The sequence below is a fragment of the Patescibacteria group bacterium genome (assembly GCA_034520665.1).
Classification (GTDB): domain Bacteria; phylum Patescibacteriota; class Patescibacteriia; order JAXHNJ01; family JAXHNJ01; genus JAXHNJ01.
In genome coordinates, this window is sequence record JAXHNJ010000002.1 from 629,457 (window position 1) to 643,513 (window position 14,057).

At 33.8% G+C, this 14,057-nt stretch carries 15 protein-coding genes; 14 read left to right on the forward strand and 1 reads right to left on the reverse strand.

Translation table 11 applies throughout. From position 1 onward, the window contains the following. Positions 1-26: 26 nt before the first annotated feature. The 5 genes from U5L76_05545 (at position 27) to U5L76_05565 (ending at position 3,158) form a co-directional block, all read left to right on the forward strand. The gene (locus tag U5L76_05545; GenBank protein ID MDZ7799029.1) at positions 27-278 is read left to right on the forward strand and encodes a hypothetical protein; all 252 of its coding nucleotides are present in this window, start codon (positions 27-29) and stop codon (positions 276-278) included. 132 nt (positions 279-410) lie between these two features. Continuing rightward, the gene (locus U5L76_05550; GenBank protein MDZ7799030.1) at positions 411-485 is read left to right on the forward strand and encodes an ATP-binding protein; all 75 of its coding nucleotides are present in this window, start codon (positions 411-413) and stop codon (positions 483-485) included. 299 nt (positions 486-784) lie between these two features. Further along, positions 785-1,642, forward strand: a complete 858-nt coding sequence (locus tag U5L76_05555; protein ID MDZ7799031.1) for a hypothetical protein — start codon at positions 785-787, stop codon at positions 1,640-1,642. 69 nt (positions 1,643-1,711) lie between these two features. Further along, positions 1,712-2,191, forward strand: a complete 480-nt coding sequence (locus tag U5L76_05560) for a hypothetical protein (GenBank protein MDZ7799032.1) — start codon at positions 1,712-1,714, stop codon at positions 2,189-2,191. Positions 2,192-2,264: 73 nt separating this feature from the next. Continuing rightward, the gene (locus U5L76_05565; GenBank protein ID MDZ7799033.1) at positions 2,265-3,158 is read left to right on the forward strand and encodes a diacylglycerol kinase family protein; all 894 of its coding nucleotides are present in this window, start codon (positions 2,265-2,267) and stop codon (positions 3,156-3,158) included. A 2-nt stretch (positions 3,159-3,160) separates the two neighbouring features. Here U5L76_05565 and U5L76_05570 read toward each other — a convergent pair whose 3' ends face one another. Further along, positions 3,161-4,165, reverse strand: a complete 1,005-nt coding sequence (locus tag U5L76_05570) for a peptidoglycan DD-metalloendopeptidase family protein (protein ID MDZ7799034.1) — start codon at positions 4,163-4,165, stop codon at positions 3,161-3,163. A 459-nt stretch (positions 4,166-4,624) separates the two neighbouring features. Here U5L76_05570 and U5L76_05575 point away from each other — a divergent pair, with 459 nt between their 5' ends. From U5L76_05575 to U5L76_05615, 9 genes are all read left to right on the forward strand, one after another. After that, the gene (locus U5L76_05575; GenBank protein MDZ7799035.1) at positions 4,625-7,618 is read left to right on the forward strand and encodes a class I tRNA ligase family protein; all 2,994 of its coding nucleotides are present in this window, start codon (positions 4,625-4,627) and stop codon (positions 7,616-7,618) included. A 176-nt stretch (positions 7,619-7,794) separates the two neighbouring features. Further along, the gene (locus U5L76_05580) at positions 7,795-8,427 is read left to right on the forward strand and encodes a class I SAM-dependent methyltransferase (GenBank protein ID MDZ7799036.1); all 633 of its coding nucleotides are present in this window, start codon (positions 7,795-7,797) and stop codon (positions 8,425-8,427) included. 19 nt (positions 8,428-8,446) lie between these two features. Further along, entirely contained in the window at positions 8,447-9,004 is a 558-nt protein-coding gene (locus U5L76_05585; protein ID MDZ7799037.1) for a nitroreductase family protein, read from the forward strand. 6 nt (positions 9,005-9,010) lie between these two features. Then, the gene (locus U5L76_05590) at positions 9,011-9,358 is read left to right on the forward strand and encodes a glutaredoxin domain-containing protein (protein MDZ7799038.1); all 348 of its coding nucleotides are present in this window, start codon (positions 9,011-9,013) and stop codon (positions 9,356-9,358) included. 7 nt (positions 9,359-9,365) lie between these two features. Then, a complete protein-coding gene (locus U5L76_05595; GenBank protein ID MDZ7799039.1) occupies positions 9,366-10,538 on the forward strand; it encodes an MFS transporter in 1,173 nt (390 codons plus the stop codon). Positions 10,539-10,540: 2 nt separating this feature from the next. Next, complete coding sequence (locus U5L76_05600; protein MDZ7799040.1) at positions 10,541-11,113, forward strand: L-threonylcarbamoyladenylate synthase; 573 nt, start codon at positions 10,541-10,543, stop codon at positions 11,111-11,113. After that, positions 11,110-12,276, forward strand: a complete 1,167-nt coding sequence (locus U5L76_05605; protein ID MDZ7799041.1) for an MFS transporter — start codon at positions 11,110-11,112, stop codon at positions 12,274-12,276. The genes U5L76_05600 and U5L76_05605 overlap by 4 nt, the downstream gene beginning before the upstream one ends. A 9-nt stretch (positions 12,277-12,285) precedes the next feature. After that, entirely contained in the window at positions 12,286-13,119 is an 834-nt protein-coding gene (gene rsmA / locus U5L76_05610; GenBank protein MDZ7799042.1) for a 16S rRNA (adenine(1518)-N(6)/adenine(1519)-N(6))-dimethyltransferase RsmA, read from the forward strand. A gap of 16 nt (positions 13,120-13,135) precedes the next feature. Further along, the gene (locus U5L76_05615; GenBank protein MDZ7799043.1) at positions 13,136-14,050 is read left to right on the forward strand and encodes a hypothetical protein; all 915 of its coding nucleotides are present in this window, start codon (positions 13,136-13,138) and stop codon (positions 14,048-14,050) included. The last annotated feature ends 7 nt before the right edge of the window (positions 14,051-14,057 follow it).

Genomic DNA, 14,057 nt, shown 5'->3' on the forward strand with positions numbered 1-14,057 from the left:
AGTATGCTAATATTAGTATATAAGAGGTGAAAAACACCTCTTTTTATCTATTTAAGATAAAAACAAAAATAAAAAAAATGCTGGTGACTAAAAAAACATTAATAAAAATGGTCCTTTTTTTACGACGTAAGCTCGGCTTAAATGAGGATAAATACTGGAGAATTTTTGTTAGTCAGTCTGAAGTTGAAGATATAATGGAAATTTATCAGGGTTTATTTGAGCTTTGGCTTTTAAGAAAAAAGGTAGGACGGCTGGAATTTGCTTATAGTCTGGTTTAAAATTTTTGATATTGAAGCTTTTAAAAAGACCCTTAGTTTTTAGGCGCCTTTTTTTATTATTATAATTATTATAAAATTAATTTATGAATAAAGAAAAAAAATAAGATTGATAAATCTCGAGATACGGCTTTTATTAAAGGCCAAGAACACGCCAAGCGAGCTTTGGAGGTAGCGGCGGCTGGGCATCACAATATTCTTAAGTTATGAACACAATACACCATTTATAGAGTTTGAGTTAGCTAAAAAGATGCCAAAGGTTTATAATAAAAATATATGAAGGGGGGTATGCATGTAGGGGGTTACTAGTCAATCCAATAACTATACTTAACTGGGGTAATAGATTGGTCATGGTGATGGACTGTACTTGCTATAGCAATTGATTCTGAGGGCATACGTCAAATACAGGAACATAGAGCAGGCAACGATGAGGACGAGAATAGATTGGGTATATAAACACCCCGCTTTCTCCTGGAAATTTTAATAGATTAATTAGTTAATCTGAATATATGAATGAAGCTAAATTAAAAGGAATAATTTATTTATTAATCATTGCCTATATCGGTAGTGGCGTGGGTGTTGGTTTTTTTTGGTGTGCTTCACAATTTAATTCTGAAGTAAATAATTATAAAATAGTACACAATAAACCATCTGTACCGGATGAAGAAATTATAAAGAATTTTGTAAAAGAAGATGTCACACAGCCTGCGCCGACACCTACTCCTGAATCAGTGTCAGAACCAGAACCGACTCCTGAACCAGAACCAACTCCTGAACCAGAACCGACTCCTGAACCAGAACCGACTCCTGAACCAGAACCGACTCCTGAACCAGAACCGACTCCTGAACCAGAACCGACTCCTGAACCAGAGTCAACTTCTGAATCAGAACCAACTCCTGAACCAGAGTCAACTCCTGAACCAGAAGCAACTCCTGAAAACAACTATACCTTTGATGATTATTTCCCAATTATTTTGTCTCTTTGTGATTCTGATGGAAATTGTTATACACGATCGGAAAAAAATGAAAGTAAAGAGCCATGGTCTGGTAATTGTTTTGAATATACACTTAAGGCTGGGGATGAAATTAACTTAAAGGTTGAAGCAAGTGACCCTAAAAATAGGCCATTATTATATGATTGGTGGTGTGGTACTTGTGGTTCAACGCATCCTGAGCTCAAACCCAATACAGAAGTAATATGGACAACAAATAAAGAACTTAGGTATACAATAACTGATGAAGATATACAAAATAGTGGTGAAAGTATTAGAATTGGCGTTTATATTAAATCAGAAAAAGAATATTACAGAACAGGTATACATGGTTATGATGATGGAATTTATAATGATTTTAAAACATCATTCTAATTAATAGAGATAAAGTTGGAATGTATACCAATTTTGCTACAGAAATTCTAAATTATTAATAAAAAATATATGGCAGGTTTTTCAAAATTTATAAACAATCTTAAAAGTTACGGGATTTCAAAAAAAGACTTTGAGAAAGAGAGAGTAAGTTTATCAAAGAAGTTTAATAAGCCAGCAGAAGATAATGATGTTTTGTGGTCAATTTATAATAAGATTGTTAGTCAAAGCAACAATTTACGAAAACTACATGGTGTTTATTATGAAATGGCATTGTTTTTAAATAAAGAGGGAAAAGATTGTACAAAAATCTCTCAACAATCTCAAAAAATGTATCTACTTTCATTAAAAGAATCAGGAGTTGTGAAAGGTGTTGAAATATTGGCTGATATTGGTTGTAAAGAGTGTAAAAAATTGCATGGTAATAAATATACTCTTGATGAAGCGTTGGAAAAAATGCCAATTCCTAATCCTAATTGTACCCACACCTTTACTAAAAAGGGCAAGCCATTTTGCAGGTGTACATATTTATCAGTAACTAAATCTATTTAGCACCCCCATACACCCCCTTTTTTAGAATTTGATTTATTTATATTACTCGTCTCTAAATTTTGGGTAAAATTTTATGATTAAAGAAAAGAAATTTTTATTAATATTTAATCCAGCTGCCAATATGGGCCGAGCGGCTAAAATGATACCTTTGGTAGAGGAATTTTTTAATAAATGGAAAATTAATTACCATTTAGCAGTAACAAAAAGACCTTATGAGGCTGAAAATATTGCCCGGGAAAAAGCCAATAAGTATGATATTATAGTAGTTCTTGGTGGAGACGGTACAATTAATGAAGTGGTAAATGGATTAATCGGTAAAAATGTAGTTTTAGCTATTGTCCCTTTAGGTTCAGGCAATGATTTTGCTAAGGCTTTGGGGTTGAAAAAAAAGTTAAAAGATAATTTGGAAATTATTTTAATGGGTCAGGAAAAGAAGGTTGATATCGGTCAGGTTAATCAGCGCTATTTTGTTAATGTTTTAGGTATTGGTTTTGACGCTTTAGTGGCCCAGGAAATGTTTGCCCGTCCAAGATTTTTAAAGGGATTGCCAGTTTATTTTTACAGTTTATTAAAAGCTTTAAAGAAATATAATTTTATAAATGTGAAAATTATTTCTGAAAAAAATATCAAGAAGGAAAAAGAATTATTAATGCTGGCTATAGCCAACGGTAATTTTTTTGGCGGTGGTTTTAAAATTACTCCCAGAGCTTCTATAGTGGATGGATTTTTTGATATTTGTTTAGTGGAAAAAATGACCAGAGGTTATCTTTTGAAAAATATTAGCAAATTAATAAAAGGCATTCACCATGAATTACCGGAGGTTAATTTTTTCCAAAGTAAAAACTTAGTTATTGAATCAAAAAAAGAGTTACCAGTTGAATATGACGGCGAGATATTAAAGGGACAAAAAAAGCTTGAGATCAAAATATTACCTCAAGCACTTAAAGTAATTACTTTAAAAGAATAATTTTATAAATAACTCAAAGGATTGACTTTACTGCCATTGACCAAGACTTCAAAATGAACGTGAGTGCCGGTGCACCAGCCAGTACAACCCATCATACCAATAGTTTGACCCTTAGATACCTGCTGACCGTTTCTCACGTAAAATTTACTCAAGTGAGCGTAGAGCGTTTGTTTACCGCCGCCATGACTGATAGTAACAACATTACCATAACCCCTTCCCCAGCCTACGCGAGTAATAGTGCCGGCTTCAGAAGCATAAATCGGAGAGGAATAATTGCCAGTAATATCAATAGCCCGATGACCCCATTTATAATACTGGCTGATTTTTCGGCCAGTCGTGGGCCAAAGGAGTCGTGAAGTAGCCGGTACTCGGGCTGAAGGCGGAGCTGAAGAAGAAAATACCGAAGCGAAAGTAGAGGTGGTTGTTGGTTTTGGTTTGGGGGGCTCAATATAGCCGCCGGGAATCATAATTTGTTGACCCTCTTCAATAGCGGAAGCATCAGCTAATTGATTGTATTCCAAAATCTTGCTTTCGTTAGCTTCATATTTTTTAGCCAAAGAAGCCACAGTATCACCGCTTTTTACTTTATATAAAACGCCGGAAGTAGGCGGGATAGTTAGGGTTTGGCCCGGCTTAATATAATCACTGGAAGAGAGGTCATTGGCCCAGAGAATCGTATTGGTGGATATACCAAATTTAGCAGCAATAGTAGAAACTGTATCTCCGCCTTTGACTTGATAATGATCCACTTTTTTCCGAGGTGTGCCAGTAGCGGTAGTGTCAGGGAGAGTAGATTTAACTAAAGCCGTCCCTCCTTCAGCGGTGGATATTTTTGCTTCAGTTTCTACATTATCTTTATCAGCAAAAATAGGTCCGGCTTTAAGAACGCCAATTTCCTGGCGGTATTCTTTATAACGTGAAATTGTTTCGACCCCTTCTACGGTATCACGGTTTATATCTGGTGAAACTAATTTTGAAAAAAGTGTTTTTTCTCCAAATTCCTGCAATTTGACTTCACTGGCACTGAGGTTATTAGTAGTTATAATAATAGTCAGTAAAATAACTATAAAATGGATAATGTATTTTGAACTAAAAGGATAAAGCAGTTTTCTTTTTAGAGGTAAGTCTAACTGATTAAATTCTTTTTTTACTATACGGTAAAGTTTATAAAGACCAACTAAAAAAGGTCTAATAATTTTTTTGGTAATAAAAATAAGAGGTTTAAATAGACCAATCTTAAAAAATATAAGCAGGCTTTTAAAAGACCAACCGAAGATTTTTAATATTTTGGCAAAGGTAATTATTAAGTATTTTTTAAGTTTGAATTTGATAGGCTAATTTCCTTAATTTATTAAATCAAAGATTTCTTCTACTTTATATAAGATAGCCAAAAATATAACAAATAGCAAATTTTCTGTCAATATAGTTATTTGTGAAAAAGCCAAAATAATGATAAAATGGCTTATATGAGCCAAAAATATGATTTTAGAAAAATAGAAAAAAAGTGGCCACAAAAATGGGCCAAAGAAAAGCTTTTTTCGGCTGATGATAAGGCTGATAATAAATATTATTGCCTAATTGAGTTTCCCTATCCTTCAGCTGATGGACTTCATGTCGGCCATCTTCGCAGTTATACGGCTTTAGATATTATTGCTCGTAAAAAAAGAATGGAAGGCAAAAATGTTTTGTTTCCGATTGGCTTTGATTCTTTTGGTTTACCCACAGAAAACTACGCCATCAAAGTCAAAAAGCAGCCGCAAGAGATTACCAGGGAAAATATAAAAAATTTCACCCGACAGCTTAAATCTATGGGTTTTTCTTTTGACTGGGATAGATGTGTTGATACCTCTGACCCCGATTATTATAAATGGACCCAGTGGCTGTTTTTAAAATTATACGAAGCTGGCCTGGTTTATCAAAAAGAAAGGCCCATTAACTGGTGTCCGGCTTGCAAAACCGGACTGGCTAATGAAGAGGTAGTCGGGGGAAAATGTGAAAGATGCGGCGCCGAGGTGAGTAAAAAAAACCAAAAACAATGGCTTTTTAAAATTACCCAATACGCTGACCGTTTGATTAAAGACCTAGACAAGGTTGATTATCTGGAAAAAATTAAAAAACAGCAGATTGACTGGATTGGCAAAAGCGAAGGAGCAGAGATAAAATTCCCCGTCTTCGCTAAAGCTTCGACGGGCAAGCAAATTCAAAGTAAAAAATCCCCTTCGGCCTCGAGCTCAGGGCCGAGAGGCAAAACAAATTCTCAGCCAGAGGCTGATCTGTCTTTGGCGGAAAATAACAAAATTCAAAATTCAACACAGGAAATAAAAGTTTTTACAACCAGACCCGACACTCTTTACGGGGTCACTTATTTGGTTCTCTCGCCGGAACATGAATTTTTGGCTAATGGCTTGTCGCATATTGCTAATCAGAAGGAGGTAGAGCAATATATTAAAAAGGCCAAGGCCAAGTCAGATTTGGAAAGGACAGAAAATAAAGAAAAAACCGGTGTAGAATTAAAAGGACTAAAGGCCGTCAATCCGGTTAATCAAGAAGAGATTCCTATTTTTATCGCTGACTATGTTTTAATGGATTACGGCACCGGAGCCATTATGGCGGTGCCGGCTCATGATCAGCGAGATTTTGAATTTGCTAAGAAATATAATTTGTCAATAAAAAATGTTATTGAGCCTGAATTCGGAATGAAAAAACCAAATGAAAAATTTAGTCATAGGATAGTGGCAATAGTTAGAGATCCAAAAAATGATAAGTTGCTTTCATTAAATTGGGCAAAGTATAAAATAGGTCATTTATTTATCGGTGGCGGCATGGAAGAAGGTGAAGATATCATAAAAACTGCTATTCGTGAAATTAAAGAAGAAACTGGTTATACTCAGGTAAAACATATAGCGACAGCGGAAAAAGTACGCCATCATTATTACGCTTGGAATAAAGGATTTAATAGAGATTCCGAAGCAAGGGGTTTATTATTTGAATTGGTAGGCAGGGAAAGAGTGGAACAAAAATTAGAAGATAATGAAAAAGGAGGATTTACAGTTGAATGGATTACTAAAGAAGAGGCCAGTAAAAATGTGATTGATCCTATGCATCATTACTATTTAGATAAATTTATTTTTGGAAAAATTTATACTGGTGAGGGTTTAGCCATTAATTCAGGTGAATACAACGATTTAAGCACCAAAGAATTTAAAAAGAAAATTACCCAGTGGCTGAAAAAAAACAAATTAGGCGGACCGGCCGTTAATTACAAGCTAAGAGACTGGATTTTTTCCCGCCAGCACTACTGGGGTGAGCCAATTCCCTTGATTCACTGTCAAAAATGCGGCGTAGTTAAAGTGCCGGAAAAAGATTTGCCGGTAAAATTGCCCGAAGTTAAAAATTATGAACCGACTGATACGGGAGAATCACCTTTAGCTAAAATTTCCGATTGGGTTAATGTTAGATGTCCAAAATGTGGCGAATCCGCAAAACGCGAAACTGACACTATGCCCAACTGGGCCGGTTCCAACTGGTATTTTATTCGTTATTGTGATCCGCATAACGAAAAAGAATTTGCTTCATGGAAAAAAATGAAAAAATGGCTACCCGTGGATTTATATAACGGCGGTATGGAACACACTACTTTGCATTTACTTTATTCCAGATTTTGGTATAAAGCTTTAAGTGATTTAAAGTTAGTCCCGGGTGATGAGCCTTACAAAAAACGAGTCTCGCACGGCATGGTTTTAGCCCAAGATGGGCAAAAAATGTCCAAATCCCGAGGCAATGTGGTTAATCCGGATGAAGTGGTGGATAAGTTTGGAGCTGATGCGCTCCGGCTTTACGAAATGTTTATGGGACCCTTTGACCAGGCTATTAATTGGAGGGAGGATGGGCTTCAGGGCCTGTTTAGATTTTTAGATAGAGTTAATAAGGTTTTTATAAATATTTTTTCCATTAAAGATAATTTAAAAGAAAAAAAATCCAGATTAATTCATAAAACTATAAAAAAAGTTGGGCAAGATATAGAAAATATGCGTTTTAATACAGCTATAAGCACTATGATGGAATATTTTAATGAAAGAGATTTTGCTTCTAAAATAAATGAACAGGGAGAACTTGAGGGAAATGAAATTGATATAAAAGCTATTCAAAAGTTTTTAATTATTCTCTCTCCCTTTGCTCCGCATTTAGCGGAAGAGCTTTGGCAGAAATTAGGTCATAAAGACTCAATCTTTAAAGAAAAATGGCCTTCTTATGATAAATCAAAAATAAAAGAAGAAGAAATAGAATTTGTTATTCAGGTTAACGGCAAGGTCAGAGATAAGATTCAAGCCTCGCCAGATATTTCAGAGAAAGAGGCCCGGGAAAAAGCCTTGGCTTCCAAAAAGGTAAAGAAATTTTTAAAAGACGAACCCAAAAAAGTAATATTTGTTAAGGGTAAGTTGATTAATCTAGTAATTTAATATTTTTATTTTTATAATAAACCAGGCCAGGCTTTCCAGCCTGGCCGGCAAAATTGGCGAGTAGTATCGCCGAGACTAGAAAGTCTTGGCTGGAGGATGGACAGCAAGATACGATTAAAGGACTACCTGAAGAATAATATGGAATTTTTTGAAAATAATTAAACAAATTTTAAAAAATGACAATCTGGGATAAGATATACAAAAATTATCTAAAAGGCGGACCAGCCTGGAAATCATTATCGGAAAAGATAAGGCCTGAGTTTAAAAGCTTTGTTAAAGAAACTAAGTTTGCCTACAAAAAAGCTCTTGATATTGGTTGTGGCGACGGGCGTTACTTAAAATATCTTGAAGAAAGAGGCTTTACAGTGAGTGGACTTGACTCCAGTCAAACCTCGGTAAATATCTGTCGGAAAAAGTTAGGCAAAGAAGCCAAAGTAGAGAAAGCCGATATGTTTAAATATAATATTCCTGACAACCAATATGATTTTATTTATTCTATAAACACCTTGCAGCATGGTTATAAAGAACAGTCTAGAGAGTTGATAAAAAAAATTTATCAAGCTTTAATAAAATCAGGAAGAATATTTATTACCTTACCCGATGAAAGTGGAGCTGATAAATGGCAGACTTTTAAAAAAAGTAAAAAAATGGCTGAAGGCACTTTTATTCCTTTAATTGGTCCGGAAAAGGGGCTGCCTCACAGTTTTTTTAAAAAAAAAGAAATAATGAAATATTTTTCTGATTTTAATAATATCAATAGGGAAATAGACAAAAAAAGAAAAATCTGGCTAATTACTGGAAAAAAATAATTATTAATAAAATAAATATATGGATTTTTTTGAAACATTATTAAAAAGACATTCAGTTCGGGCTTATCAGACTAGAGAAGTAGAGGATGAAAAACTGGAAAAAATAATGGGGGCTGGTCTTCATTCAGCCAGTGCCCGCAATCGCCAGCCTTATCAGGTTTATGTGGTTAAAAACCAAAGCCTAAGAGAAAAAATTGTTCAGGCAAATTTTAAAGCTAATTTCTGGATGAAAGAAGCCCCAGTAATTATGGTAATTTGTATAAATGCTAGTAAATTACCGAATCAGGGCACCTATGAACATAATTATCTGGACGCTGGTATTATGACTGGTAATATGATGCTAACCGCCACGGCCCAAGGCTTGGGCTCATGTGCTTGTGCGGCTTTTGATAAAGACGAGGTCAGGAAAATAATAGATATTCCAAAAGATTTAAAACCAATTTTATGTTTACCGATTGGTTATCCGAGAGAGGACAAAAAGGGCAAATTTGATTTATCAAAGTCTTATGAAAAGCTGGCTCATTTTTTAACTCATTATAAAAAAAGAAAAATAAATGATATTTTTAAAATTAAATAAAATTATATGAAAAAATTATTATTATTAGGTTTAATAATTTTACCATTGATAATACTTAGTGGTTGTAGCGAAAAAGCAGAAACAAAGGTTTCCGGAGATATTATACTTTTTGTTTCTCGAACCTGTGGGCATTGCGCCAAAGTCAAGGAATATATTAAACAGAATAACATTAATAATTTGGTTAATTATAGGGAAGTAGAAGCTTATGACAGTGATGAAAACTATAGTCTTTTTAATCAAAAGGCTGATGAATGTGATTTATCTCAAAGGGGGGTGCCCATGGTTTATGCTGGTGGAGAGTGCCAGATCGGCTCACCTAATGTCATTAATTTTTTTGAAAATCAAGCCCAATAAATAAAAAATGTCTAATCGTCTTGCCAGTTTTATAGAAAAATTTTATCTCAAGGAAAAAATCAGGCCTTCACTTATGGCCTTATATTTAAACCGTATATTACAGGCCGCTTGTTTTGGTTTTTTTAGTATTTTTATTCCTATCTTTTTATACCAGAAGTTTAATAATTCTCTGGAGATTGTTTTAATTTATTTTATTTTGAGCTACGCCACTTATGCTTTAACTGTTGTTTTTGGGGCTAAAATTATGTCCCGTCTGGGTCTTAGAAACTCCATGGTTATTAGTGTTATTTTTCTGATTGGATTTTTTAGTGCCTATTATTTTTTTCAAGCCTCTATAGGATATCTAATTTTTTTAGTTATTCTAAAAAATTTATTCCGTAACTTTTATTGGGTGCCTTTTCATACCGAGTTTGCCGAGTTTACTGACCGGCGCCACCGCGGCCGGGAAGTCGGTTTTTTTTACGCCCTTTGGTCAATATTAAAAGTTGGCGTACCGGTGACCGGCGGCTTTATTATCGCCCGCTATGGCTTTGATAATTTATTTATTCTAGTCATTATTATAGCTGTTATGTCAATTATTCCTCTTTTTCTGACTCAAAAAGTAAAAGAAAAATTTTCCTGGAGTTATTTTAAAACTATTAAAAAACTTTTTTCCAAAGGCTGCCGCCGCTGGGTTTTAGCCTTTTTTGCTGACGGAGTTCAGGATGTAATTGGTTTGGTTATTTGGCCGATTTATATTTTTATACTTTTAGAGGAAAAATACACCAGTGTTGGTATTGTTACCAGTTTAATTGTTTTAAGTGTTCTAATTTTATATCTGGTTTTGGGCAATTTTTCGGATCGTTTTTCTAAACACAAACTTTTGCGCTACAGTAGCTTTTTTTACGCGGTTGGCTGGGTTTTTAAAGCTTTAGTTTATTCAGCCGGCCATATTTTTATTGCTGGCACTTACCATGATTTTTCTAAAGCGGTTATGCGCACTCCTTTTGACGCGCTACGATACGAAAAAGCGGCTGACCGCGGTCATTACGTTGATGAGTACACGGTTTTAAGAGAAATTGCTATTTGCAGCGGCCGAGCTTTAATGCTGGTTTTAATTTTAGTTTTAATTCAATTTACTGATTTAAGGATTGCTTTTTATGTGGCTGCTTTGGCTTCTTTATTTGTTAGTATTTTATAATTATGAAAATAGTAAAATCAGAAAGTATTAACTGGCAAAAAATAAATAATATTTTAAAAAATGATGGCGTCATTGTTTATCCAACCGATACAGCTTATGGTCTGGCTGCTGATTTCTTTTCGGAAAAAGCTTTAAAAAAAGTTTATCGGATAAAACAAAGACCTCTTTCAAAAAAAATAGCTTTAATCGCTTCAAGTTTGGCGCCGGTTAAAAAATATTTTTGCTTAAACAAAAAAGAATTGTCTCTGGCTAAAAAGTATTGGCCTGGTCCCTTAACTTTAATATTAAAGTTAAAAAATAAAGAAAAAAAAGTAGGGGTGAGAGTGCCTGATTTTAAAATGGCTAGGGAATTGGCCAAAAATTTTGAAAAACCAATTACCGCTACCTCAGCCAATTTATCGGGCCAACCAAATCCTTATTCAGCTAGCCAGGTTGTCAGGCAGTTTAAAAATAAAAAAAATCAGCCTGACTTGATTATTGACGCTGGCCGTTTGAAGAAAATAAAACCCTCAACCGTGGCTGAGATAATAAATGATAAAATAAAAATTATCAGAAAAGGACCAATAAATTTATGAAAAAATGGCCCGGTATTAGCTATAATCTCACCCATTATTTTTCCCATAAATTAAATCGGCAACTAAGCGAACTTTATGCTTCAGTCGCCTTGAAAGATTTTGCCGTCGCCGCTATTGCTATTTTTGAACCGATTTATCTCTGGACTCTTGGTTTTTCTTTACAGAATATTGTTTTGTTTTATTTATTAGTTTACGGTCTTTATATATTTACTATGCCTCTGGGCGGTAAGTTTGCCTCTCAGGTGGGTTATGAAAAAACTATTTTTATCAGCAGTTTCTTTTTGATTTTTCTTTATCTTTGTCTATTTTTAATTCCCTATCATCCAGTCTTTATTATTTTAGCTGTGGCCATGTATGTTATGCGAAAAACGCTTTATTGGCCGGCTTTTCACGGTGATTTTGCCCAGTCTTCGGATGAATCAGACCGTGGGCGGGAAACAGCCAGTATTGAAACTATTTCCATGTTTGTCTATGTTTTGGGCCCTTTGGCTGGCGGTTTTATTATTAAATTTTTTGGTTTTAATGTTCTCTTTTTTGTGGTTTCCATAATTATATTGTTGTCTAATATCCCTATGTTAATTACCAAGGAAAAAGTTAAAAAGTTTAAGTATAATTACTTAGCCAGTTTTAAAATGATAACCAAGAAAGAGAATCTAAGAAGTTTTATGGCTTACCTCGGTTTTGGTGAGGAGTTAGTAGTCATGGTTGTCTGGCCGATATTTATTTATATGGTGGTAAAAGATTTTTTTAATGTCGGTGGTTTGGTAGCCTTAGCTACTTTTGTGACTGGAGTTGTTTTGCTTTTTATTGGCCGCAGCACAGATAAAAGAAAAAATAAAAATAAGATAGTTAAAACCGGTGCTATCTTTTATTCCATTACCTGGTTGATGCGACTTTTAGCCTCAACCGGTTTGCACGTCTTTTTTATTGATTCTTTTTCACGGGTTTTTAAAAATGTTATTTATGTACCGGTTATGGCTTTGACTTATGACCGGGCTTCAAAAAAGGAGATATTAAAATCGGTAATTTTCTTTGAACAGGGACTGGCCTTTGGTAAGTTTTTAGCTGCTCTGAGCATTTATATTTTATTATTTTTCTTTAGTGGCCCGGCCGCGGCTTTTATTATCGCGGCTGGCATGACTTTTTTATATATTTTTATTTAAATATAAATAATGGAAAATATTTCTAAAAAAAAGGTAAAAAAAATATGCCAGGATATTGGTTTGCGACCGCGACGACAAAGCGGGCAGCACTTTTTATATAAAAAAGAAATAATTAATCAAATAATTGGGACCAGCCAGCCGCTGATTAATGAATCTATTTTAGAGATTGGCCCTGGTTTAGGCTTTTTAACTGAAGAAATTTTAAAAAAGTCAAAAAAATTACTAGCCGTTGAAATAGATAAGCGAATGGCTGAGTATTTAAAAAATAAATTTCAAGGTGAAAACAAATTAAAAATTATTAGAGAAAATATTTTTGATGTTAACTTAAAAAAATATTTTAATGACTTAAATTATAAACTAATTTCTAATTTACCTTATAATATTACTTCTTTAGTTTTAAGAAATTTTTTATCAGAAAAACCCCGCCCAAAAGAAATGATTTTAACTATTCAAAAAGAAGTAGCCCTGAGGATAATAGCTAAACCCCCGAATATGAGTATTCTTTCCGTGGTTTGTCAGTTTTATGCTCAACCAAAAATTATAAAAATAATAAATCCAGATAGTTTTTGGCCCCGGCCAAAAGTAGACTCGGCCGTTATAAAATTTTATAGTATCGGAGAAAATAAGCGTGAAGTCAATGAAGAGAATTTTCTAAAAGTAGTCAAAGGGGGCTTTTCAGCCAAAAGAAAAAAATTAACCAATAATTTAAAGCATGTTTTAGGTATTTTACCTAATAATAGCCAAAAAATACTAAAAGATTTAGGCATAAAAAAAGATATTAGAGCTCAAAATCTAACTCTTGAAGATTGGGTGGCTTTAAGTAAAAAATTGTTTGACGTATAATGATAAATGTGATATAATGAAATTAGTTAATTTATTGTTTTTCTTTTATAATAAAATGGCTGATAATAATAGTGAAATTAATTTTCTAAAAAAAGGAAAAGAAAGAAATAAGGCAGATAAAAGTCAATCAGATGAATCTTCAAATGCCAAAAAACCATTTATTTTTATCGGAATAATAAGTCTTGTTGCTCTTTTTCTCGGTTTTTTTCAAATATATAAGAATATCTATTCTCCATTTCAAACTAAATTAAGTATAAACAGTACCTCCAGCTTAAGTGATCAACAGCTTAATGAAATTGATTCGCTTAAAACCAAAGATACTGACTCAGACGGACTTTCTGATTATGATGAACTTTATTTTTATAATACTTCGCCTTATCTAAAAGATTCAGATAGTGATGGGTTTGAAGATAAAGAAGAAATAAATTCAGATAATGATCCCAATTGCCCGGCCGGAATTGATTGCAGTGGAATAAGTGGCCGAACTAATACAAATACTTCAAATCAAAACGGAAATACCAATAATACTTTAATAACTGGACAAGCCAATACTGATTCATTAAGGCAGACTTTAAAAAACGCCGGTGTGCCGCAGTATATGCTGGAAAACATCAGTGATGAGGAATTGATGGAAGTTTATAAGCAAACCATAAATGAAACTAGCCAAACTAATGTTAATGCAAATAGCAATTTAAATATAAATAATTCTAATTCTTCAACTTCAGTTTCATCTAACACTAATTTACCTTCTAATATAAACACATCAGAATTACCAGAAGAAGAAATCACTAATTATCTAGAGAATTTATCAGCTGATGAAATAAGAAGCTTTTTAATAGAATATGGAATAAGTGAAGAAGAGCTTAGCGGAGTGGATGACGAAACTTTAAAAGCAGTATTCCTCAAGGCTTTAGAAGAACAAGAGCTTTAAATAAATT

Coding starts and splice junctions, on each gene's coding strand:
- U5L76_05560 (MDZ7799032.1), top strand. CDS start 1,712: ATGGCAGGTTTTTCAAAATTTATAAACAATCTTAAAAGTTACGGGATT.
- U5L76_05555 (MDZ7799031.1), top strand. CDS start 785: ATGAATGAAGCTAAATTAAAAGGAATAATTTATTTATTAATCATTGCC.
- U5L76_05605 (MDZ7799041.1), top strand. CDS start 11,110: ATGAAAAAATGGCCCGGTATTAGCTATAATCTCACCCATTATTTTTCC.
- U5L76_05575 (MDZ7799035.1), top strand. CDS start 4,625: ATGAGCCAAAAATATGATTTTAGAAAAATAGAAAAAAAGTGGCCACAA.
- U5L76_05585 (MDZ7799037.1), top strand. CDS start 8,447: ATGGATTTTTTTGAAACATTATTAAAAAGACATTCAGTTCGGGCTTAT.
- U5L76_05595 (MDZ7799039.1), top strand. CDS start 9,366: ATGTCTAATCGTCTTGCCAGTTTTATAGAAAAATTTTATCTCAAGGAA.
- U5L76_05615 (MDZ7799043.1), top strand. CDS start 13,136: ATGAAATTAGTTAATTTATTGTTTTTCTTTTATAATAAAATGGCTGAT.
- U5L76_05565 (MDZ7799033.1), top strand. CDS start 2,265: ATGATTAAAGAAAAGAAATTTTTATTAATATTTAATCCAGCTGCCAAT.
- U5L76_05590 (MDZ7799038.1), top strand. CDS start 9,011: ATGAAAAAATTATTATTATTAGGTTTAATAATTTTACCATTGATAATA.
- U5L76_05600 (MDZ7799040.1), top strand. CDS start 10,541: ATGAAAATAGTAAAATCAGAAAGTATTAACTGGCAAAAAATAAATAAT.
- U5L76_05580 (MDZ7799036.1), top strand. CDS start 7,795: ATGACAATCTGGGATAAGATATACAAAAATTATCTAAAAGGCGGACCA.
- rsmA (MDZ7799042.1), top strand. CDS start 12,286: ATGGAAAATATTTCTAAAAAAAAGGTAAAAAAAATATGCCAGGATATT.